Genomic DNA, 23582 nt, shown 5'->3' on the forward strand with positions numbered 1-23582 from the left:
TAGAATTATAAATCACCGTCAGATACGTTACCATGGACGGGGACAGGAAAAGGATTTGGATTTTTTCCGGTTAGCATAAGCAACATTTCATCTAGCATTCGGTTTATAGCAATAGCTGAGTATTCAAACCAAGGATTCGAAGGTAAAACATAGACATGTCCATTTTTTACGGCATGGAGCTCTTTCCATCGATCAAGGTATTGTAAAGTAAGCCAATAATTTCGAGTTGGCGAATCTGGACAAATGATAAATAGCAAACGGTCAGGGTTTAAATTGACTAGCTGATCAAGTGTAATAAGCTCGTTATATGTTTGTTGTTGCGCATTGACAGGACGAAGCTGCAAATCTGTAAACAGTACATCCTGAATCCCTTTATTACAATATAAAAATAATTGATCACCGCATAAACGAAGAACGGCAAAAGTATCGTTTCCAGTAACTTGATTAATTTCTAACCTTGCCTGTAATACCTTTTGTTCATATGTTTGAATGAAATGCTCACCCACGCTTTGCTTTTTGACAGCTACAGCTATTTCTCTCAGTTGTGTTCGCCAATCCTTTGCTTGTATATAGACATTTTTGATGCCGATTGTTTGAAGCCAATCAAGCATGGAGAGGGAGGGTTCCTCTTGAAAAATATGAATGTCTGGCTTAGCAGAGGCTAATTTTTTGAAGTTGTCCTCTGATTCTGCATCAAATATATTAACATGCACTGGAATTTTCTCTTGGTAATGATTGTAATAATAAGGACTCCATTTAGCATTCAGCGGAGCTGCTACTGGTATGATACCAAGCGCTAATAAGTTTCCAGTAGCGGATACCGAAAAAGTAGAAACTCGCTGGCGAGCCATTTTACTATAAGCAGAAGGTGAAATTCCAACTTCCTTTTTAAATTTTCTACTAAAATAAAATTCGTCACTGTAACCAACTTTTCTAGCAATCTCACGAAGTAATAAATCAGTATCACGCAGTAATTGCTTGGCATGTCCAATGCGTAGCGCCGTTAAATAATCTGTGGCACTTTGACCGAATGCCTTTTTAAAGGCCTCTCCAAAGTAGCTGGAACTCAGACCAGAAATGAGTGCTAGATGCTCAATTGTGAGAGGTTGATGATGGTTTTTAGCAATATAATCTCGTATATCCTTTAATGATATTTGAGTAGTCATATCTGTCATACTTTCCGTTTTCATATCTTAATGTCACCCCTTATTATAAGTGTGAGAATTACTTTGCAGTAACCAATAGCTTTGGTAATGCACCGAGTAACTTCTCTCTTGTAAAGGCATCACCATAATTCCACTTTGTTGCATCTACTAAATAAGCATGGTTATTTTGTACAGCAGGGAGTCCTTTCCAAATAGCGCTATTAATCAATTCCATCGTAGCCATTTGCGATTCTGGTTTATTAGATAACAACATAAAGATGCGGTCACCAGCATACTGAGGTAAGTGATCTATTGGTATTTCTCTATACCCCTCACCTGCTTGAAGTAGTTTTTTGACTTGTGGGTGAGGCTGAAATCCATCTGGATGAAAAAGGGCAGGGGACAGTCCTATACAGCCCATAATATAAAGGCGTTTGCCATGATCAAAAGTCAAAACTGATGCCGTTTCACCAGGCTCTACAACTGTTTGTAGCTGCTGCCACATAGTTTTTTCTTGGATTTTAAAATGTTCTAGCCAATCTTCTGCACGCTGTTGTTGGTTAAGCCACTGCCCTAATAAAAGAACACGCTCTTCTAATGAATCCCAGGAATTGAGGGTAATCGTTGGTGCAATAGATGATAGCGCTTGATATTGCTGCTCGTCACTACTGGTAAAGATAATTAAATCAGGATTCAGCTTCGAAGATTTTTCAAGATTGATTGGAAAGGCAACATCTTGAATATAAGGAACATGGTTTTTATAAAAGGATTTACTAATAGAGTTTTTGTCACCACCTATTGGCTGCACATCAAAAATCAACATATCTCCAAACGTTTCTCCATGATAAATAATACGATGAGGTGAGCAAGGAATGGCTACCTCATGTCCAGTCCAATCTTTTACAACTGTTTTTTGTTTATATTGTCGTGCAAACTGTTTTGGAGGAATCCCAATTACCTGTCGGAAGCGGCGATTAAAGTAATATTCATCATCAAATCCGACTTGCTGCGCAATATCTTTTAATGGCTCATTTGTTTGTAGTAATAATTCCTTGGCATTTGTAAGACGTAAATCTGTAATATAATCTAGCGGTTTCTTCCCAGTTAAGGTTTGGAAGATCGTACTATATTGCCATTGAGCTATATGGGCGAGCTCCGCTAGCTTTTTCACTGTTAAAGGCTGTTGAAAATAGTTATGTATATAGTCGATAGTTTCTTCAACTGCCTTTGTCATTGTCAACTGGTAGTTTATATGAAGCTGATGTTCAAATAATAAATTTAATAGTTCATACAAGACTCCTTGTTGTTTAAGAAAATCCAATTTAGGATTTAAATTATACAGATCTTCGGTAAGACGAATTATTCGTGTATAAGGATAAATTGTATATTCCACTTCATCAGAAAAAATAGATCCTAGATGTGGAGAAGGGTGCTTATGTTTTAGCTGAAAGGCTGAAAAGGCAATTTTATAGAAACGGTAACCATGATTTATATCCGATAAATCAATCATAGAATGGGGCTGTACAAGAAAAATTTTTCCTTTCGTCACCAAATAGGGTATATCATCAATCGTTAATGTCCCACAGCCATCTGTAAAAAGTATCATCGTATGATGAGCAGTCGAGATAAACGGATAGCTCTGCGAAATACAGTCAATATCTTCTAAATGAAATAGTAAATCATTGTTAATAGAAGCTGATTTGTTGTCTTCCATCTGTTCACTTCCTTAGTAAATGAAAATGATTATCAATTAACTGTATTGTATAAAAAGTAAAGAGACATTTCAACAAAGATGAAATGTCTCTTGTTAGTTATTTTTTTAAAATAGTAGGTAATTGTGATAACAGCCATTCTCTTGTTGAGGCATCGCTATCACTTTTTTCAATATCAAATGTGTAGACATGACCGTTCTTCACTGCCGGTAGGTTCTTCCAAATTGGACTTTCCATCATTTCTTTTGTCGATTGTTTTGCTTCATCATCGACTGGTGTTAGGATGAAAATTCGATCACCAGCATATTCCGGAAGAAGTTCTGTGGAGATTTCAGCAAAGCCTGTTCCATCATCAAGTATTTTTTGTATTTTGTCACCAGGTTTAAGAACATTTGAATCGTATAAAACTTGAGAAAGTCCAGCACGTGCCATGACAAATAATCGATCTCCTGGATAATATGTTAAAACCGATGCCGTTTCATCTGGTTTAATGATGTCATCAGCTACAAGCGACTCCCACATTTTATCCGCTTTTTCTGTATAAGCATCCATCCATTGAGTTGCTTCTTCTTTTTTATTAAGTATATCGCCCAGCTCTGTTAAACGTTGGCTTAATGGCGCGAAAGTATCAAACACGATAGTTGGAGCGATTTTAGAAAGCTGTGAATATGTCTTATCATCTGAAGTACCAATAATGATAAGATCAGGCTTTAATGACAATGTTTTCTCAACATTAATAGGAAAACCAACGTCCTCCACATCTTTTACACGATCTTCCCAAGCATAATTTGTAATCCAAGAGAAGCCAGCACCAACTGTTTTGATATTTAATGCAAGTAAATCACCGTATCCTTCTCCATGATAAACCACTCTCTCAGGATTTACTGGAATTTCAACCTCATGACCTAAATAATCCTTATAAACACGAGTTGTTGATTCTGACGTTGTTGCCTCTTCTTTCTTCGTCTCTTCTTTCTTTGTCTCTTCATTAGTTGAACCACAAGCAGCCAGCATGATTCCAACCAGCAATAATAGGCTACAAATGAGCATATGTCGATTTAATTTTTTCATGTCTCTTCCTCCGTAAATGATAATCATTATCGATATAGGCTAGCATAAATTAGTCTGTGGCCTAGGACAATGGACAAACTGAAAAGGGGTCATTAAGGTTTATCCAAAAATCTAACTGTCTCTTTAAAATAAAATCCGTTTTACCGTATCAGCATCCTTCCATTGGTGGAGAATGGACCTTTCATTGGATTAAGATTCGTGTAATGAAAGGGGTTTAAAGATGAAGAATTTTTGGATGTTTGTCATAACAGGTATGCTATTAATCGTTACAACTACGGGTTTTGGTCGTATGGCATATGGAATTATTTTGCCATTTATGCAGGAGGGATTGAGTTTTACAACCTCTCAATCTGGTTACTTAGGAACAATGTTGTTTTTAGGCTATTTACTAACAGTAGGGCTTTCCGGAGTACTTACAACACATATTGGTGCAAAAAATGTTCTGTTAGTAGGGGGAGCCTGTGTCATTTTAGGGTTAATGGGACTGGTGTTCGTCACAAATTTCTCGTGGGCTGCCATCACACTGTTCCTTGCAGGGGCAGGGAGTGCACTTGTCTATACGCCATTACTATCGATAGCCATTAACCTGTATCCTAAAAAACGAGGTACAGTCATGGGGCTGTTAATGAGTGGAGCCGGGATAGGGATGCTATTATCAGGTTTACTTGTACCCTTTATGCTGCAACGATTTCCTACGCTAGGATGGCGTGGAGCTTGGTTAGTTTTTGCGATTTTGACACTGATCGTCGTGTTGCTAGCATCCTGGGCGATAAAGCAACCAAATTTTGTCGAGAGGGATACCGTACAGGAAAAAACAACAACATGGCGCAGTAAGCAGCTGTATATCATTGCAGGTATTTATTTTGCCGTTGGTTTAGTCTATCTTATTCCTAATCTATACCAAACAAGTTATATGAAAAGTCTTGGACTATCCAATGGGCTAGCAGGCTCCATTTATGCCATTGCTGGAATTGTGTCGATTGGAGGCGCTCCATTCTGGGGAATGTTAGCAGATAGAATGGGTGTTAAAAAAGCATTAACAACGGCATTACTACTATCAGTTGTCGGCGATTTATTGCCAATGATGTTTGAAAACATTGGAGGGTTTATACTATCCTCTATTATTTGGGGTTCTTCACTTGGTGGTGTTCTTGTCCTGATACAGATGAAAGCCAGTCAGCAAGTATCGCCCCAATATGTTGCATCGGCTATCGGGTTTATTTCAATTTTTTATGCAGTAGGTCAAATGATGGGGCCAGGATTAGCTGGCTGGTTAATTGAGCATGCTGGAGGATTTTCAGTTGCTTATGGCTTTGGAGCGGCAGTTTTCTTTTTAGGTATCTTGTTAGCATTTTCGCTGACTACAGAAGAAAGCTAATTTTCATAGCGGAAAGGATGTCTCTTTGCTATACTTTAGTTGATTATTGATAATTATTCTCAATAAAGTGCTGAAGGATGGTGAACGCTATGAGTGTGGATTTTCATCAAAATTTTGCTCAATTTTTTCATGCGCTTGAAATACTAGAACCGCAGGAAAAATCAACACAATATATGTCATTCCAATCAACTTTGAAGGAAGGGGCAATACATCGTTTTATACCTCGTACAGATTTAGAGGTAGTTGTATCGGATTATTCCTTTCATCAGGAACATCGAATGAATGTCTCCACAGCAAAGCCAATGGTGGAAATTAGCTATTGCTTGCAAGGGACGCGAGGTGTACATATTTCCAATTGTGAGTTTGAAGTAACGGCTGGGACATGTACAATGCAATTGATGGAGCAAGTAGAGGCAAATTTTATATTTAATAAAGATGAGTCTTATCAGATGGTTGGCATTGGTATCCCTGTAACAACTTTTAATCATTACATGGAAAAAATTAATGGGAATGATGGTACCTCTACCAAGTTTTCAACAGTTCTTGGTGGATCTCCTTTTCGTTTCTTTCAGGAGAATATTAATCCACTAGATATGCTTATGGTAAAACAATTGTTAGAAGCGCTAGCAGCTAATCGATTGACTAATTTGGAGCTAGAAAGTACGGCTTTACAGCTTTTAACAAGAACATGCCAAACCTTTTTTCCTCATTCAACAAACCCAATGGAATTCTCACGGGATGATAGAGCAAAACTAGTTCAAGCACGCATCATTATGGCAGAAAATATGCTGAATCCTCCATCGTTAATGGAGCTTTCTCGTTTAGTTGGATTAAATGATTATAAATTGAAAAAGGGTTTTAAAGAAATGTATGGCACAACAGTATTTGGTTATTTGCGTGAAAAACGTTTGGAGAAGGCATGTTATTTATTACAAAGCGGGACAATGAATATTATGGAAGTAGCGAATGCTGTTGGGTATTCTAATCCGAGTCATTTTGCAGAGGTTTTTAAGGAGAAATATGGGCTGAATCCGCGAGACTTTGTCAGATACAGATCACAATAAAACCCTTCAGCTTTTGGACAAAGCTGAAGGGACTTTTTTTACTTCACTATGCTAGCCAATACATTTTGAATAATTTGGCGATTGGCAATAGCACCTGAATATAACCAACTTGAACTTGATTCGAATTCATAAACATGACCATTTTTAATGGCTGGTATATTAGCTAGAAGAGGATCGCTTAGCAATTCAGAGCTACCTGCACTATCACTGTTAATAACAAAAAGATAGTCAGCATCTATTTGAACGAATTTTTCTAAAGAAACCTGTGACCAATCACCAGCAGCAGATGCTGACACCTCTTTCACAAGGCTTGGAGTTTGTAACCCAAGATCCTCATAAAGAACAACACCACTAGAAGCTGTGTCACTTACCATGTAGATTGAATTTTTAATATTCCAGATCACAGTGGCTGAAAGATTTTCGACTTTGTTGTGAATTTCTTCTTTTGCCTCTTTAGCGAATTGATCATAATCTGCTAGGACTTCCTTTGCCTTATCTGTTTGACCAAAAATTTCGCCCATTTTTAATAGTTTATTGCGCCAATTTTTATCCTCTGCTCCCATTACATAAGTAGGGGCAATTTTGCTATATTGCTCATATTTTTCACCTTCAGCAATTTCAGGAGAACCGATTACAATTAAATCTGGATTAAAGCTTGTAACAGCTTCATAGGGAAGGTCAAATTCAATCGTTGGAATATCTTTTAATGAATCCTGAAGATAATCTTGGATAGATGTCCCACTCTTTACGGACCACTGTGCAACGGGCTTTATACCTAATGCTACAAGGTGATCTTCTAGATAGGGAGCTATGATACGTTGGGGATTTTTAGGAATGGTCACTTCATGGGCTATTGAATCTGTTAAGACTTGATTGGAGCTTTCTTCCTTTGTTTTCTCTGTTGTGGAAGAAGATTGAGTTCCACATGCAGCCAAAAGGATGGAAATAATTAAAATGCCAGTTAAAAAGGCATTCTTTTTTATAAATTTTTTCAAAGCTATAAGCCTCCTATTTCAATTGATTTCTATCATTCTATTTCATTATAATGAAAATGATAATCAATATCAATTTGATGTTTAGGAGATAGAACTAAAATGTACAAAGACAATCAGTTACTGTCCCATCTTTTTTATCAACCTATACAAATAGTGAAATTAAATGAAATGTTAAGTGACATAGGAACACAATCCATCCACCCATTTATGGTCATCGTGTATGAGGGATATTTAGAGTGTACGCTTCAAGGTAGGCACGTTCAGCTTAGTCCAAATTCTGTTATGCTTTTAGATGATACTGACGATTTTCATCTACTTGAAACATGTGAAAGTAAAGGAATCGTCATTCAATATCGTGTATATGGCTGCAAAACGGATCGTTTATTACAAGATGCTATCTTAATTGAGCAATGCTCCTATCGACTTATGAATTTAGCTAAAGAAGTAGAAAAGGAAGCGAACGCTGAGGGCAATAATCCGTTTCGTTTACAAAAATTATTCGGTGAATTGCTAGAAGTGCTGTACAGCCATTTACGTGATAATAAACAACAACAAGAAGGACTATGGATTGATAAAGTACTTCATTATATTAATCTATATTTCCGTGAAGAATTAACAAGAGAGCAGATGGCTGAAAAAGCACAAGTAAGTCCAGAGCATTTTTCTCGTACGTTCCATAAGCATACAGGCTATACGTATAGTGAATATTTAACGTTGCTAAGAATACGAGAATCACAGAAAAGGCTATTGTTTACAATGCCTAAATTAGATGAGCTTGCTCAGGAAGTTGGCTACAATGAGGGGACTTATTTAAGTAGGAAATTTAAAGAATTAGTGGGTGTATCACCAACAGCCTATTATCAGAAATCAAAGCGTGTCCTTGCGCTCAATACCAATCATACAGCATGCTTACTAGCTCTTGGTATTACGCCAGTGTTGGGTGTATACTCCCCATTTCTAGAGAGTATCGAGCCTGTCTCTACTTCGCAGAAACTTAAAGGCTATGAGTATGGTATCTATGAGTATGGTATTGCTTCAAATTATCAGGAGATCACCGCAGCATGTCCAGATGTCATTATTAACTACAGTGGTGGTAATGAAAAACAATCATTACTGTCAGTAGCTCCTATATTCGAGCTACCATGTAGACAATTAAGCTGGCGAGAGCAATTTGGGTTGATTGCCAATATCGTTGATAGACAAGAAGTATGTAAGAGCTGGCTCCAGCAATATGATGAACAGATAGCTCAATGTAACGATATTCTTGACCAACAAATTGGGGCAAGGGGTACTGCTATTGTTTGGGAAATAGGAAGTCATCAAGCGTATTGTTTAAATAGTAGTCATGGGAGAGGGAGTCATATACTGTACGAAGATTTGGGCTTTAGTCGACCAGATGCGATTGTCACACGAAATATTGAACAAACAGGTTACTTAACAGTAGATATTGAAGATATTGCTCACTATCCAGCTGATTATATATTTGTCACCGCTCTTCCTACAAAAGATTTTGGAAAAGAGCGTCTCTTAACGGTATTACATTCAGAAAAATGGCAGTCACTTACAGCAGTGCAAAAGAAACAGGTGTATTTTATGAATCAGTATGAAATATTTTATGGCTATGATCCATTATCTACAGCTACTCAATTGCAAAAATTAATGGAAGTATTAACATCATAAATGTACAGGGGAACAAATCACTTTCATGCATAGACAGTTATTTAACATTCTTCTACAATTATTGAGAATGATTATCAACTGAAATGTATGGAGGGAAAAAATTGCTTAAACAAAATAGAAAATTCATAGTACCATTGTTTCTTCTATTACTGCTTCTGTTAACGGCTTGTGGTGAAAAGGAAAAGACCGCTAGTCCGACTGCAGAACAAGATACAAAAGAAGCAGAGACAAAAACGGTTCAGACGACAAATGGTGAGGTTGTTATTCCGACTAATCCAGAGCGTCTTGTAGCAGAAGAGTATATTGCTAGTTTACTTGTATTAGATGTGAAACCTGTGGGGGCTCCTGGGTTAGCTCTTGAAAACTATTATTTAAAGGATGCATTAAAGGATGTAGAAGAAATAGGCGATTATGGGAAACCGTCCATTGAGAGGATTATAGCGCTTAAGCCGGACTTGATTATTACTGGCAATGGGGAAAATTATGATGCTTTAAGTAAAATTGCTCCTACAGTTGTCATTCCTTATGGTGAATTGAAGGATGCACACGAAGAACTTACCTATTTTGGTGAGTTACTTGGCAAAGAGCAAGAAGCTAAGGATTGGCTGGCGCAATATGATCAAAAGATTGCCGATGCCAAAGCACAGGTAGATGCGATTATTCCAGAGGATGCAAGCTTCTCTATTATAGAGGATGCAGGCAAAACTTATTATGCATATGGTGATAATTTTGGACGTGGTGGACAACCAGTCTATCAGGCACTTGGTCGCAAACCACCTGCTAAAGTAGCAGATGAAATCATGGAAAAGCAGTGGGCTGAAATTTCCGAAGAGGTGCTGGCGGATTATGCAGGAGACTACATTATTTTGACTTCAGATGATCGTACAGTTGAAGATTTTAAGAACGATCCAATATGGGGTAGCCTGCCTGCAGTAAAAAATGATCACCTTTATATTTGGCCTGAGGAGCGTTCATGGTATTACGACCCAACAGCCGTGTTGGCTCAAGTAGAGGAATTAACAAACTGGCTAACGAATAAAAAATAAGCTAAATAATTTGGGAAAAGAGGAAGCATCTTTAGTAATGAAGGTGCTTCTTTTTTTGTTATTTCAATTAAAGATATTAATGAGAATGTTTATCATTTATAATGTTCACAAGGGACCCATTCTATGATTTGACTAGAAAGGTGTGAAAACAAATAGTGAATATAGATGATCATATCCTTCTATGGAAAGCAGCATCCATTCAAGTGTTGGATATTCGTTATACAAAGATGCAACGTGATGAACAGCTTAGCTCCTATCGTTTACCAGCTAGCGGTTTTTTGTACACAATAAAAGGAAAAGCTACTATATTGTTGGATAGTAAATCCTATAAGATAGAAAATTTTTATATAGCTCATGTTGGTAAAGGAAGTTGTCTACACATCAGTGCTGTAGAAGATATAGTAGAGTACTATTTAATTCTCTATAAAGCAACGCTACCTCTTCCCCATAGAAAAGGTTTACTAGCAATATGGGAACGTGAAAAACCTTTTCAGCTTCAATATGTTTTTCAAGTTTCGAATGCACTCACATTACAACAAAAAGTTGAAACGATGTACCAGCAATGGCTCAAACAGGACAATCTAGAGCATTTTCATGTCAAGGCACTTTTTTATCAATGTGTTTATGAGTTTTTGCAGCAACTAAGCCAACAGCATGTCATTGTTCAACAGCCAGATCTTGTGGAGCAAATCCAAATTTATATAGAAGAATACTACAGTCAACCCATCACCCGGGAGTCGCTTGCCCAAATGTTAAATTATAGTGTACCCTATATAGCTAAGCAATTTAAGCAGAAGACGGGTAGAAGTATCATTGATTATCTTATTCAGATAAGAATACAAAAAGCACAGCAGTTGTTAATACATACAACTTCGAGCTTGCAGGAGATTGCTTCGAGTGTTGGCTATGAAGATGTCTCTTATTTTATCCGTATCTTTAAAAAGTACAGTGGGCAAACCCCAATGCAATTTAAACAACAGCCAGATAAGCATAAATCGTATCGTCCTATGTATCGGCTTTCTTTGTCTAATGATAAAAAGTGGATACGACATTATATTGATAATGATAATTATTATCAATATAAAACAAAAGGAGATTTATCGATGAATAAAAAAACAAAGCCCTCTATGATGGCAACTTTATTGCTATGCTTCACTTTATTGCTTAGTGCATGTTCTGGTACTGCCATTACTGCTTCTAATAATGTAGAAACAAAAGCACCAGCTAATGAGTCAACGGAAGTACAGTCGACAACAAAAATTGTATCCACTGTGAAGGGGGATGTCGAAATTCCTGTTGACCCAGAACGTATCGTAACCGATTATTATCCAGGTTTTTTATTAACTATGGGCATTAAACCAGTAGGAACACAGGAGCTTTATATGAAAAGCCCCTACCTGAAGGAGCATAATGAAGGAATTACTTATTTTGAAGAATCCCTTGAAGCAGTAGTTGATTTGAAGCCCGACCTTATCATTACTGGGGATGATAAGAAATACGAAGAATATGCAAAAATAGCGCCAACAGTCTTAATACCTGTTAATTTAGAAATGGATGCAACATTGGAGGAGTTTAGTAAAATTTTAGATAAAGAGGAAGAAGTGAAGGCTTGGTTAGATGACTATAATCAAAAGGTAGCAAAAGCGAGACAAACAGTTCAAGATATCATTGGTAAGGATCAAACGGTGACGGTTTTTGATGGTGGAGCAACAAAGAATATAACATTATACGGTAATGGTTATACAGGGCGATCATTTTATGATGGGCTTGGACTAACGCCACCCGCAAAAGTAGTAGAGGAAATTGATCCTGAAAAGCCGTGGCTGGAATTATCGCCTGAATTACTTCCAAATTATGCAGGTGATTATATTTTTGTGGCTGTTGATAAAGCGACAGAAACATATGATTATAAAAACGAACCAGTTTGGAAAACGCTAGATGCTGTGCAAAATGATCAAATTTTTGAAATTGATGGCTGGAGTTTCTGGTTTTCAGATCCTATTTCAATCCGAGGTCAGATTGAAGAAGTGACAGAAATGCTAGTACAGCATGCAAAAGAAAAATAAATGAATTCCCTTAAAATCACTCAAGTATTAGATTGCTTGAGTGATTTTCATGTTGTTGAAAAAAGATCAATAGCAGAAAAAGATCTTTTGGCAAGGTGAGGGGCTGGCTCCACTTCAATCAACCATTCTGCAAAAGTGTATTTTCCTCTTTCATACTAACAGTAGTGAACAAAATATCTATTAGAGAAAGGTTAGGCTCTAATTTTCAATGAGGATAATCATCAGTGACAACACCCCTCCATAAAAAGTAGTGAACACTTTCAATTGATTTGTGTTTTCTATGCTTCATGTAAGATTGTTAGAAAATTATATTGAGAACGATTATCAATTATAATAAACTTGAATGAAGTGATAAATGGGAAGGAATGATGTAGGATGCTACCAAAGGAGGAGTTTCTTTTTCTCTGGAATCATGCAACGATTAAAGTGCTCGATATAAGATATGAGCTATTCAAACCTGAGGAAATCGGAAAATCATATAAATTGCCTGCTAATATGTTTCTTTATGCCACAGGTGGTGGTGCGGAAGTTCAAATTGATTTAATAAGCTATACACTAGAGGGTTTTCATCTTATTCACGGTGGAAAGGGCTCAACTCTACAAATAGAGGCTACAGACAAAGGCTTTGAATATTTTTTAATATTTTATCGAGCTTCCATTCCTTTAACCCCAAATAAAATGATAGCCAGAGCCATGCAAAGAAATAATCCTTTCAAATTTCAATACAGTCTTGTTCCTAACTCACCTATTACAATGTTTGAAAAAGTATATTACATGTATATGAAGTGGGAAAATGCCAATAACCTCAGCAAATTTACTGTTAAATCGCTATTCTATCAGTTATTAAATGAAATTTTCATGCAGTTAGATCAGGACAGTGTCGACATTCAAAAACTGAATGTCTCTAGTCAAATTAAAGCCTATCTAGAACAAAATTATGCGCAGCCATTGACTTTAGAATCGATTGCGAAGGCATTGCGCTATAGTCCATCTCATTTATCCATTCAATTCAAGCAACAAATAGGTTATAGCCCTATTGAGTATTTAATTCAGCTACGTATTGAAAAAGCTTCTATTTTGCTTGAGAAGACGAATGCTAGCCTACGCGATATCGCTATGGGTGTCGGCTATAGCGATGCCTATTATTTTAGTAGACTTTTCAAAAAGAGAGTAGGCGTCTCACCAACAAAATTCCGTCAAAAGAAACAAGTAAGTGATCTGGTAAAGGATAGTCCTTCAATGTCTGAAAGATACTCCATTGTCGATTGGAGCTTCCAAGATTATATTGAGAATGGTTATCAATATAATGAAAGGAAGTATGAACCAATGAATAAAAAAGGATTATCAGCTATTGCAACACTTTTCCTTTGTCTGACGCTTTTACTAAGTGCTTGCAGTAGCGGAACATCAAGCAATACAGGAGGCGGAGAAAAACAAGTCTCTACTACACAAGCAGCCAGCGAATCACAAACAAAAATGGTCCCTACTATGAAAGGAGACGTAGAAATACCCGTTAACCCTGAGCGAGTAGTGGTGATGTATTATACAGGTGATGTACTAGCTTTTGATGTGACACCAGTGGGCTCCTCTAAAATACAAGAGGGAGCAGCATTTGAGGAAGAATTAAAAACAGTTGAAAGTTTAGGTGAATGGTTTGAACCGAATGTTGAGGCAGTGATTCAATTAAAACCTGATGTCATCATTATTCCAAGTAAGGATGAGCTTTACGATCAAATGCAAAAAATTGCACCTACTGTCATGATCGATTTCTCAACATCACTAGATGAACGTTTAACGAAGATTGGTGAAGTTCTAGGGAAAGAGAAAGAAGCAAAAGAGCTATTAGCTAATTTCTATACAAAAGTAGAGGATAGTCAAGAGCAGTTAAAAGAGGCAGGTATTTCAGATAAAACAGTTAGTATTATGGAGGGCGGCAAAGGGAAAATGTCAGTTGTGACAAGCTATACCTTTGGACGCGGTTCACAAGCTATTTATGAGTATTTAGGAATGAAAGCACCAGACATTATTCAAAAGAAAATTGATGATAAAAACAACACCGATGAGGCGATCGATGTTTCTTTAGAAGTATTAACAGATTATGCAGGTGATTATGTGTTCCGTTCATCCTATGACGGAATGGTAGATTTAACAGATCATCCAGTTTGGTCTAATATTCCTGCCATTAAAGAAGGAAGGCTTATTGAAATGGATTTTGGTTTTTGTTACTATAACGACATTTATTCATTGTCAAAACAGCTAGACTTCATTGTGGATCAACTAGTAGCTACGACAAAATAATTTAAAAATGGATGATTTGCCCCATAAATGTTTATTGATGTCTCAGTTACTAATAGACAAAGTCGGTTTTTGACTTTGTCTATTCCTTTTTTATGGCCCACTTCCAATAATACAGAAAGCTGACGATCTCCTCTTTCAAAGCTATCCTTAATTGAGAGGAAAAAAGAGAGCACTAAAGAAACCAACATAGTTTCTCGTTGGTATTTCTTTAGTGCTTTTAATCTACTTGTTTATGATTTGGAATGTGTCAGATGCAGTTGTTTGGATAATATGGCGATTTCCACTGATGATGAAATCGGCAGGTACACGCTTACCCAAATCATTTGAACGGACGATGGATGAATTAGCTCTTAAACCTTCAATGATGATTTCCATATTTGCATCGAATGTTACTGGTTTTTTATTCAATGTAGCTTGAAGTGTAATACGATTTGCTTTTTTCGTTACTTGGATATCCATGACACCTTCATCCTCATTCACTAGTGTATAAAGTGGTGGAATGATGATGGTCATCTTGTCTTTTGTTGTTAGAATAAAACGTTCCGTGTCATTTTCTGATGCGGCTACATTAATTTTGGCTTTATAAGTGTTTTTATTTTTTGTCATTGCTGTCGTTTTGCCTGGAATAGCCGCAGTATCTGATAATGTAGGTGTTTTAGGTATGCTGTCCTTTGGAGGAAGTGTATATTTTCCTTGTACAAAATCCACTAAAGTCCAAACGTTTGGCACAAGTTGCTGTTGGACAGGTGTTAATGCTTCAAAAGATGTTTTGACCGCCTGTACATCCAGAGCTGTCGACGTTTTTGGTGATAAAGCTGCAATTGCGTTTTCCACTTCTTTAGCCGCTGCCTTATCCTTCACGACAAGCTGTTCAGCATCAAGTAACAGCTGTTCAATACCCACAGGTAAAGAAACATTAGAAAACTTACGCAGTACATTAAGCTCTGCTCGGGCATCGGCTACATCTTTATGGAACGAGAGACGAGATGAATTAATTAATTGAATTTTATTGACTACTTTTTCAACAGATGTATTTGGTGCAATATTGGAAGTTAATATTTTTTGCGCAGATGCACTTACAAAAGTTTTTTGTGCTGCATTCAAGGTATTATACCAATCTCTTGTTTCAATAACATTTTGATAATAATTTGAGGATGTAGAATCCACAGAATACAATTTCTCTTCAATTTGTGTTGCAAGCTTACGATAAGCTATTCTTGTCTGCTGGTGTGCTGATAATGTGGAATAGTTCGTGACATACTGTTTTTCTGTTGCTGTTAAAGCATTATAAGCCTTCAGAGCTGCCTCTAAATTTGTCTGGAAGGTAGCGGTTGTATTGTTAATGTTGTTAATAAGTTGCACAACATTTGACACGTTAGCATTGTAGTTAGCAGTTATGTAGGCTGGTTTTGGTATCTCAGCAGCCGATACTGACGCGCTGTATAGAAGTGAGGGAACTGCCACTAAAGACAGTAAGACAAGTCTTTTGTTAGATTTCATAATGTAAGAATCCTCCTGTGTTTAATGTTTTTGGTTAATCGAAGGGAATATATACAATATATGGTGTTAATTCAATCTTAACATAGACTAGAATCTTTTTTGTATTTATTAGACAAACTAGTGATGTTCATATTGCAAATTCTAAGCAAGTAGAAAATTAAAAACGTTGGAGAGACAAAGGAACATTCATTGTATGTGAAGTATTTCCTTTCAAGGTTAACTTTTATATTTCTGTTCTTTTTAAAAAAGGGCTTCTTCAAGAAATTTGCATTTTTAGTACTATATTTTGATGACATAAGCAAATCTTCCTAATATATACCATGAAATAAGATTGTAGATGTTTTGTAGATGTCTGGTATAGATATTGTATATTTCTGATTGCTAAAATAATTTAAAATTGTCTATTGTTGTAGAGATTTTTGTTAATTTGTAAAAATAATGTTGGAAAATAGTGTATTTGATATAAAGGCACCAAGAAAAAGGATTGATTAGATGAAATTTGTTGAACAACAGTTTGGGAAGGTGAATGATAGTATGCTTAGTAGATTTCAATTTCTAAAGAAAAAAGATCAGGCTGATACGAATGAAATTAACGCAATAACTGAGCAACAAGTTGATGAAGAAGAACAAAATAATGCTAATGAAGAGGAAAAGAATGAACCTGAGTCACAAAGCTTATTTCATATTCCTAGTAGTATTAAAAATAATAAAGCTGTGATGGATTTAATCGTTTCTACCGAGCAAATTGCTCATCAACATCAAATGTCTGAACATAGATATATTGAGCTACAAAACAGATATAAACATACCTCAGAACAATTATCTGAAAGAATCAAAGAAGTTAATAGATTAAATAAGATTATAGAAAGTAAAGAAAGTAGAATAGACACGCTTGAAAAGAAAATAACCGATAAAAATCTACAATTAGATCAGCATATGGAAGACTATAAAGAAATGCAATTTTCATTAACGAATGAAATTGAAGAATTAAAAAATATTATTAATGTAGAAAACAAGAAGTATCAATCCTTTAATGAACAATATGAGAAAGAAACTTTAGATTGGGTAAATAAATTGAAGAAAAAGGAAGATATAATCTTAAAATTAGAATCTGAAAATGCGAATTATAAAGAACAAAATGAGCACATTCGTAAGGAAAACGAATATCTAATGAGCATGGCAAGTGATTTCACAAATAGAATGTCTGCCTCATTTTTAGATTATAAAAGAGACAAGAGGAATGAATAGCATACTGCTCTAAGTCATGCTGTTCTATAAGTAGCAAGATGACTCAATAGAAAAGGAGACCCAATAGCAGAGGAGACCCAATATGAGTAACTATAAGACTAATATAATTGAATTACATTCAATTAGAAGTGATTCCATACTTTTTTTGTTGAATGTAAAGACAATCTTAAATAAGAAAACTGTTTTCTTAGAATTAGAAATTGATAGTGAAACATATGATCAATTTAAGAAGCTTGTTATCTTTGATAATTATTCTCGCTATCGGCTTTCTTTGAGGTCAAAGTGGGATCCTTTCCGAAACGAGTTTTTAAGTACAATTACTAAAAGTAACGGCTCTATTATTGAATCGTATGATTTTAAGTGTTCTGAACAATATGTTGAAATATTAAATCAGCTAAATACTATTCAAAGTGCAAAAAAACTTTCTATTGATCAGAAATATAAATTTATTACAATTTGTTCTGAAGTAGATAAAAAGCGTACCAAGCAAAAACGAGACTCTCAAAAGATCCCCCAAAAAAGGATTAAACATCTCATTCAAATGGTCATAGGTGTTGTTGTCATTCTAGTAACCTTTTTTATTGCATTTAACAACATCATGATTAACGTAAACATATTCCCAGAAACTACTGAAAATGAAAAGGTTGTTAAGATTAGCTCGGAAAAAAACATGAATTCTGTTGCAGCTAATACTAATAAGGGTGATGAGGTGAGTAAGACTGATGTTGTTTTGAATGAGGAACCTATTAAGAAGGTCAATGCAGAGGATTATTTTATAACCGAATCTGAAATGACATATAGTCTACCTGAGGGGTATGCAGCCATTACTTTTGATGATGGTCCATCTAAATATACGAAGGAAATTGTTGATATTTTAGTCGATCAGGATATAAAGGCGACATTCTTTTTTATAGGCCAAAATGCAGTTAATTACCCTCAGTACGTAACATATGCAAAACAACAACAAATGTCTATAGGGAGTCATTCTTGGGAGCATAAAGAACTATCAGAAGTATCTTCAAGTGAGCAAATAACAGATTTAAATAAAACAAATGAAGTACTATCTTCTATAATAGGGGAGCCTGTGACATTACTTCGTCCTCCATACGGGGCCTTTAATGAACAGTTGAAACAAAATGCTCGTAATCAAAATATGAAAATGGTTATGTGGAATCGGGACCCTGAAGATTGGAGAGTAGAGGATTCAGAAGAAATTATCGAATATATACGAGAAAATGGCAAGTCAGGTTCGATCTATTTATTCCATGAAACAAGTAAAACTGTTGAAGTATTGCCCAAAATACTTGAATATCTCAAGCAACATGATATAAAGCTTGTAGTTTTACAATAGATTGCGAATAAATATACGGATTCACATGTCTACGCTTTATACAATAGTCATTTAAGTTGTTGCTAGGATCATAAAATATGAAAAAATCCCCATTGGCAGCATGGAAAAAATATCAAATAGGTAAGAATGTTTCTCAGTTGTTAGAGGTGCAACGAAAGGTAATGTACGGAATCACTAGGTTTTGAAAAATACAAAAAATATTTTGTTGTAACAAGTACATACGAAACTCAACAAGTGCATGATGTGTTTGTAGTGTCAACTTAGTGGCGGTAATACATGACAATAGAACATTTACAGGCAAAGTGACAGATGTAGTAGCTAAATGATATAGATGTTCAGAACTTGTTCAGCATGTTGTAGTAAACTATTTTATGTAATCTTGTCAATGTCTTAAATCTTAAACAAACCAAGAAAGACTAGGCTTCTTTTGTGAGCCTAGTCTTTCTTGATTAGTGCAACAGATAAGATCCCGCGAGAGATGGATAAAGCGCTGAAAGTGACGGATTAACCTCCGGAACTGATGGATAGAACGACACACACTACACTAGATTTTTTTAGGGATGGAAAAGGAAATGGTTGTACCTTGATCAATAACACTGTCTATCGCTAATTCCACGCCAAATAATTGCTTCAGGCGTTGTTCCGTATTGATGAGACCAACGCTCGTTTTCTCTTTAGACGTCTTTGTTTCAAAACCAACACCATTATCAGTTATGGCTATTGTAAAGTTCTCCTTCTTCTCTTCGATGTAAATGGTCACAGTGCCACCTTCCTGACGTGGTAAAATGCCATGCTGAATAGCATTTTCGACAAGAGTTTGTATCGACAGTGGAGGAACAAACAACTTCATCTGATTAGGAATATCCCACTCAACTCGTATTCTGTCGCCAAAGCGAATTTGTTCAATTGCTATAAAGGCTCTGACCAGCTTTAATTCATAGTCGATTGGCACCGTTAAATCGACATTTTGGAAATCAAAGCTCATTTGTAGGTAATCACTGAAGGCAAGCAATAATTCCTCCATTTTTTCATTGTCTACACCCTGTAAGGAGATAATAGAGTTTAAGGTATTGAAGAAGAAATGAGGCTGAATTTGTGCTTGAAGCCATGCTGCTTCAATGCGAAGACGTTCCTCACTAGATTGCTTCATCTGTATCAGTGCCTGAACCCGTGATTTAAGCTCTATATATTCCATGGGCTTTTTGATGTAATCATTTGCCCCACTTAGAAAGGCTAGTTGAATATCTTCACTTTGCTGTCGAGCAGTTAAAAACAATAATGGTAGTTCTGATATAGAGAATTTTTCACGAATGTGCTTTGCCAAGTCATAGCCCGACATATGTGGCATCATAATATCAGAAATAATTAAATCAAAACTATTCTCTTGTAGTTTTTCCAGAGCTTCAGCGCCACTTAAAGCCGTTTCAATTTCAAAGGGTTCAGTTGAAAATGCATTAACGAGGACCTGCAAGTTTACAGCATCATCATCAACAATGAGTATTCGTGCATGGCTTGACACCAAGGTATGCTTTTCAGTGGAAGTGGCAATGCTTTGTTCTATTTGCGTGAAACCATTCATCAATGAAGAATATTTTAATAACATTGTATCCTTCTCAACATTTAAATCTCTGTCCGCTACTGTCTGACTTTTTGCTACTGGTAAAGAGAAAGTAAAGATTGAGCCCTTTCCAACAGAAGAGGTTAACGATATTGTCCCACCATGCAAGGCTATAAGTTCTTGGCAAATGCTTAAACCCAATCCAAGTCCACCACCTATAGAAGTCATTGTTGAATCAACTTGCTCATAAGGATCAAATATTCTTTCTTGGATATCTTTTTCAATACCAATTCCTGTATCTGCAACTGAAATATATAGTTTTTTACCGACTACTTCGGCATCAATCGTAATGGAACCTTGCTCAGTGAATTTAATGGCGTTATGAATTAAGTTTGCAAAGATTTGAATTAATCTTGTTTCGTCGGCTAAAACAAGTGGTGAGTTGATTGGTATGCGCACAACAAGCTCGATTGGTTTCCCTTTCAGCATAAAACGAAACATATTACTTACGCCACTTGCTAGGTTATAAGCATTCAAAGGTTTTGGTTGCAGTCGAAGGGTTTTTTCCTTTAATTTCACTAAATCCAATAAATCATCTAGTATGTGGGTCATATGATTACCGATTCTTACAAGTAGTCTTAAATCGCTTTGAGCTCCTTTATGTTCTTGCTTAGCTAAAATGGTTTGGGCAATAGTCATCATGCCATGTAAAGGGTTACGGAGTTCATGTGAGGTATTTGCGAGAAAATCATCTTTTGTATTTATTTCCTTTTGCAATTTCACAGAAAGTTTTTCTGTTTGTAAGGTTGTTTGAAAATAACGTGTAAACCAAAATGCTGATAATGCAGTAATACCGATTAGTAAATCAAAAGGGTAATGACTATAAGGCAAGACTTTATTTTGCTGTAAAGAGAAAAATAATGAATTGGTTGCTACAGCTGTTCCTGTTAATAATAAAAATATTACGCCCTTTTGCCCTTTTATAACTATATTGAATGTGAAAATAGTTATAATGGTAGGAGAGACAATAAAAAGTATTGTAAAAATAATTTTGGTTTTAAAAATATATTCAATTGGAGCTATTACAATAAAAGATAAATAGGTAGCACATAGCAAAGGGACGATCGTCAATATTTTAGGTTTAGAGTATTCTTTCATTAATTCACGTAAAAATAAAACAAAAAACATCATATTATTAATGTAAGAAAAATAATATAGTTTATTTGCCCAAATCCAATTAATAGAAATATAGCTAAATAAAATCTTATTACTAGAAACAAGTATCGTCACACAAGTCGAAATAATAATCATGGAAAAGTAAAGAAGAGATTTATTTCGAATGCCTATAAACCAAAGTAAAATCGTAAATAATAGATAAAAGAAAAAGACTAAACAAACGGCCATTTGAGTTGAAATGGAAAAAAACTTTGACCGCTCCATTGAATGCAAATCGCCAAAAATAATTTCTCGTTGAAATCCACCTTGTACATAACGATTAGCTTGAACACCTTGTATAATAATTTCGCTTTTAGTAGTGTTGAGCGTAAAATAATAGGTTGAGGGTCTACCAATAGGGGCAATTTGAGTATTGTTCGTCGCTAGATTTCCAAGTCCTCCAATGAAATGACCGTTTATATAAAGCTCATAAGGTGCTAAGCCTTCAGGTATTGTAATGCCATACATCTGAGAAGATATATGTTCTTTTAAAATAGTTAGACGATAAGAACCATAATGAATTTCATCATTATTTTCAAAATACTGATCCCAAGATTCTGGCTGATTCGTATAAATTTTGTTTTGTTTAAATGATTTGGTATTTTCTGAAATGAGAAGGGTGTTAGGATAAAATTCCCATTCACTTTGTAGTTTAATACTAAAATTTTGGCTTGTATCAACATTTCTTAAATCAACAATCCCTTGAATAGCTGCGACTCCCGTTGAAGTGTTAGTAAAACTCATCCAAGTGAAGCGTGTAAGAGTTAGAAAACAAAAAAATAAACCTGCAATTAGAAAAATAGTAAAATTATTGGAAAATATTTTCTTTTTCATTATAAATAATAGATTTCGACAAATAGGCTTAATTCCCTCCAAAGGTAACGGTTTTTCTATCAATTATTTCAAAAAATAAACGATAATAAGTAGAGGATTAGTTTTTAAGGAGGAGCAAATATGAGAATCGTGCTAGTAGATGATGAACTTTTACCATTAAAGAGACTAAAAAACTTACTAGAAAATAGTAATGTCCCGGGAATTAAAATAGTGGGAGAATACACCGATTCTCTAAAAGTAATTGAAGAAATTCAGACGCTACAACCGAATGTTGTATTTTTAGATATAGTGATGCCCAATATTGATGGTTTAGCACTGGGTGAAAAAATACAAGAATTAATGCCTGACGTGGAATTTGTTTTTACAACAGGGTTTGATCAGTATGCAATAGATGCATTTAATTTACATGCTATTGACTATTTATTAAAACCTATACAAAAAATCCGGTTAGAAAAGACCTTAGAACGTCTTGAACAAATTAATAATAAACATAAAAATATCACAACTAAACATACAGTTATTAAGCTTTTTGGAGGGCTTAATGTTGTTGCTCCTAACGGTCATACACAGTACATGAAATGGCGGACATCTAAAGCTAAAGAACTATTTGCATACATGCTAGAGCATAGAAATGAAATGATTTATCGTGATACGATTCTAGAGTTATTTTGGCCAGAATCTGATATTGATAAAGCATCTAAACAACTTTATACAGCCATTTATACAATACGGAAAACATTGAAAAACTATGGGGTAGATGGCATAAAAATTTCAAGTCCTTTGCTGAATTCTGGCTACAAACTAGTAGTTGAAAATATTGTGGTGGATGTAGAACAATGGCTATCTCGCTTAAAATTGTTACCGCCAATACAGCAGACAACAGTAGATGAACATGAACAGGTATTCCAGATATATACGGGTGATTATTTAGGAGATTGTGATTATTTATGGGCGGAAAGTGAAAGAGAACGCTTAAGGAGACTGTGGTTGCATCATGCTCAGCAACTAAGCGAGTTTTACATAAGAAATGAAAGTTACATTGCTGCCATAAAGGTGCAGGAAAAAGTGCAAGCACTATTCTCTGATGCAGAAGAGAACTATTTTACTTTAATGAAGCTTTACGATCTACTTAATAATACAGCCGCCGTTGAGGAGCAATACTGGCTGTTAAAAAAGATGCTTCAAGAGCATTTGGCGGTGGAACCAAGTGAAGAGGTTGAGGATTGGTATCGAAGCTGGAAACAGACAAATACCATGTCTCATGTAGATGCTTTTAACTAGTCAAAATTTTTAAGAGGCTGGGACAGAACTCGATTATATTGAAAAACAATAAAAATGGATATTAGCTTTTTCACTTTAAGAAGTTAAATATGCCTTCCTAAATCAAAAAAATGTTAGACCAATTATATCTTGGTCTAACA

At 35.6% G+C, this 23582-nt stretch carries 15 protein-coding genes; 9 read left to right on the top strand and 6 right to left on the bottom strand.

Features of this window, described 5'->3' with window-relative positions; all coding sequences use genetic code 11:
• Window positions 1-5 precede the first annotated feature (5 nt).
• From MHB65_RS01115 to MHB65_RS01125, 3 genes are all read right to left on the bottom strand, one after another.
• Window positions 6-1190 carry a helix-turn-helix domain-containing protein gene (locus tag MHB65_RS01115; protein ID WP_342442217.1) on the bottom strand — a complete coding sequence of 395 codons (1185 nt, stop codon included), beginning with the start codon at window positions 1188-1190 and terminating at the stop codon, window positions 6-8.
• Between the two features lie 34 nt (window positions 1191-1224).
• Complete coding sequence (locus MHB65_RS01120) at window positions 1225-2859, bottom strand: helix-turn-helix domain-containing protein (RefSeq protein ID WP_342442218.1); 1635 nt, start codon at window positions 2857-2859, stop codon at window positions 1225-1227.
• Between the two features lie 97 nt (window positions 2860-2956).
• Entirely contained in the window at window positions 2957-3928 is a 972-nt protein-coding gene (locus tag MHB65_RS01125; RefSeq protein WP_205446472.1) for an ABC transporter substrate-binding protein, read from the bottom strand.
• A 220-nt stretch (window positions 3929-4148) separates the two neighbouring features.
• Here MHB65_RS01125 and MHB65_RS01130 point away from each other — a divergent pair, with 220 nt between their 5' ends.
• Both MHB65_RS01130 and MHB65_RS01135 read left to right on the top strand, forming a co-directional pair.
• Complete coding sequence (locus MHB65_RS01130; RefSeq protein ID WP_342442219.1) at window positions 4149-5306, top strand: MFS transporter; 1158 nt, start codon at window positions 4149-4151, stop codon at window positions 5304-5306.
• A gap of 89 nt (window positions 5307-5395) precedes the next feature.
• The gene (locus tag MHB65_RS01135) at window positions 5396-6370 is read left to right on the top strand and encodes an AraC family transcriptional regulator (RefSeq protein ID WP_342442220.1); all 975 of its coding nucleotides are present in this window, start codon (window positions 5396-5398) and stop codon (window positions 6368-6370) included.
• A 38-nt stretch (window positions 6371-6408) separates the two neighbouring features.
• Here the strand turns inward: MHB65_RS01135 and MHB65_RS01140 are convergent, their stop codons facing one another.
• The gene (locus MHB65_RS01140) at window positions 6409-7365 is read right to left on the bottom strand and encodes an ABC transporter substrate-binding protein (protein ID WP_342442221.1); all 957 of its coding nucleotides are present in this window, start codon (window positions 7363-7365) and stop codon (window positions 6409-6411) included.
• A 99-nt stretch (window positions 7366-7464) separates the two neighbouring features.
• Between MHB65_RS01140 and MHB65_RS01145 the strand changes: the two genes are divergently transcribed.
• The 4 genes from MHB65_RS01145 (at window position 7465) to MHB65_RS01160 (ending at window position 14455) form a co-directional block, all read left to right on the top strand.
• Window positions 7465-9045 (top strand): AraC family transcriptional regulator, encoded by a 1581-nt coding sequence (locus MHB65_RS01145; RefSeq protein WP_342442222.1) that lies wholly within the window; start codon window positions 7465-7467, stop codon window positions 9043-9045.
• A gap of 101 nt (window positions 9046-9146) precedes the next feature.
• On the top strand, window positions 9147-10091 hold the full coding sequence (locus MHB65_RS01150) for an ABC transporter substrate-binding protein (RefSeq protein WP_342442223.1): 945 nt from the start codon (window positions 9147-9149) through the stop codon (window positions 10089-10091).
• A 155-nt stretch (window positions 10092-10246) separates the two neighbouring features.
• On the top strand, window positions 10247-12157 hold the full coding sequence (locus tag MHB65_RS01155; RefSeq protein ID WP_342442224.1) for an AraC family transcriptional regulator: 1911 nt from the start codon (window positions 10247-10249) through the stop codon (window positions 12155-12157).
• Between the two features lie 375 nt (window positions 12158-12532).
• On the top strand, window positions 12533-14455 hold the full coding sequence (locus MHB65_RS01160; RefSeq protein WP_342442225.1) for an AraC family transcriptional regulator: 1923 nt from the start codon (window positions 12533-12535) through the stop codon (window positions 14453-14455).
• A gap of 222 nt (window positions 14456-14677) precedes the next feature.
• Here MHB65_RS01160 and MHB65_RS01165 read toward each other — a convergent pair whose 3' ends face one another.
• Window positions 14678-15955, bottom strand: a complete 1278-nt coding sequence (locus MHB65_RS01165) for a hypothetical protein (protein ID WP_342442226.1) — start codon at window positions 15953-15955, stop codon at window positions 14678-14680.
• Between the two features lie 492 nt (window positions 15956-16447).
• Between MHB65_RS01165 and MHB65_RS01170 the strand changes: the two genes are divergently transcribed.
• Together MHB65_RS01170 and MHB65_RS01175 are read left to right on the top strand one after the other, a co-directional pair.
• A complete protein-coding gene (locus MHB65_RS01170; protein ID WP_342442227.1) occupies window positions 16448-17203 on the top strand; it encodes a hypothetical protein in 756 nt (251 codons plus the stop codon).
• Window positions 17204-17285: 82 nt separating this feature from the next.
• Window positions 17286-18554, top strand: a complete 1269-nt coding sequence (locus MHB65_RS01175) for a polysaccharide deacetylase family protein (protein WP_342442228.1) — start codon at window positions 17286-17288, stop codon at window positions 18552-18554.
• Window positions 18555-19098: 544 nt separating this feature from the next.
• Here MHB65_RS01175 and MHB65_RS01180 read toward each other — a convergent pair.
• A complete protein-coding gene (locus tag MHB65_RS01180; protein ID WP_342442229.1) occupies window positions 19099-22071 on the bottom strand; it encodes an ATP-binding protein in 2973 nt (990 codons plus the stop codon).
• 210 nt (window positions 22072-22281) lie between these two features.
• On the opposite strand from MHB65_RS01180, the gene MHB65_RS01185 reads away from it, so the two are divergent.
• Complete coding sequence (locus tag MHB65_RS01185) at window positions 22282-23442, top strand: response regulator (protein ID WP_342442230.1); 1161 nt, start codon at window positions 22282-22284, stop codon at window positions 23440-23442.
• The last annotated feature ends 140 nt before the right edge of the window (window positions 23443-23582 follow it).

This window comes from Lysinibacillus sp. FSL K6-0075 (assembly GCF_038592945.1).
GTDB lineage: Bacteria > Bacillota > Bacilli > Bacillales_A > Planococcaceae > Lysinibacillus > Lysinibacillus fusiformis_F.

Coding starts and splice junctions, on each gene's coding strand:
- MHB65_RS01115 (WP_342442217.1), bottom strand. CDS start 1,190: ATGAAAACGGAAAGTATGACAGATATGACTACTCAAATATCATTAAAG.
- MHB65_RS01120 (WP_342442218.1), bottom strand. CDS start 2,859: ATGGAAGACAACAAATCAGCTTCTATTAACAATGATTTACTATTTCAT.
- MHB65_RS01125 (WP_205446472.1), bottom strand. CDS start 3,928: ATGAAAAAATTAAATCGACATATGCTCATTTGTAGCCTATTATTGCTG.
- MHB65_RS01130 (WP_342442219.1), top strand. CDS start 4,149: ATGAAGAATTTTTGGATGTTTGTCATAACAGGTATGCTATTAATCGTT.
- MHB65_RS01135 (WP_342442220.1), top strand. CDS start 5,396: ATGAGTGTGGATTTTCATCAAAATTTTGCTCAATTTTTTCATGCGCTT.
- MHB65_RS01145 (WP_342442222.1), top strand. CDS start 7,465: ATGTACAAAGACAATCAGTTACTGTCCCATCTTTTTTATCAACCTATA.
- MHB65_RS01160 (WP_342442225.1), top strand. CDS start 12,533: ATGCTACCAAAGGAGGAGTTTCTTTTTCTCTGGAATCATGCAACGATT.
- MHB65_RS01165 (WP_342442226.1), bottom strand. CDS start 15,955: ATGAAATCTAACAAAAGACTTGTCTTACTGTCTTTAGTGGCAGTTCCC.
- MHB65_RS01170 (WP_342442227.1), top strand. CDS start 16,448: ATGAAATTTGTTGAACAACAGTTTGGGAAGGTGAATGATAGTATGCTT.
- MHB65_RS01175 (WP_342442228.1), top strand. CDS start 17,286: ATGAGTAACTATAAGACTAATATAATTGAATTACATTCAATTAGAAGT.
- MHB65_RS01180 (WP_342442229.1), bottom strand. CDS start 22,071: ATGAGTTTTACTAACACTTCAACGGGAGTCGCAGCTATTCAAGGGATT.
- MHB65_RS01185 (WP_342442230.1), top strand. CDS start 22,282: ATGAGAATCGTGCTAGTAGATGATGAACTTTTACCATTAAAGAGACTA.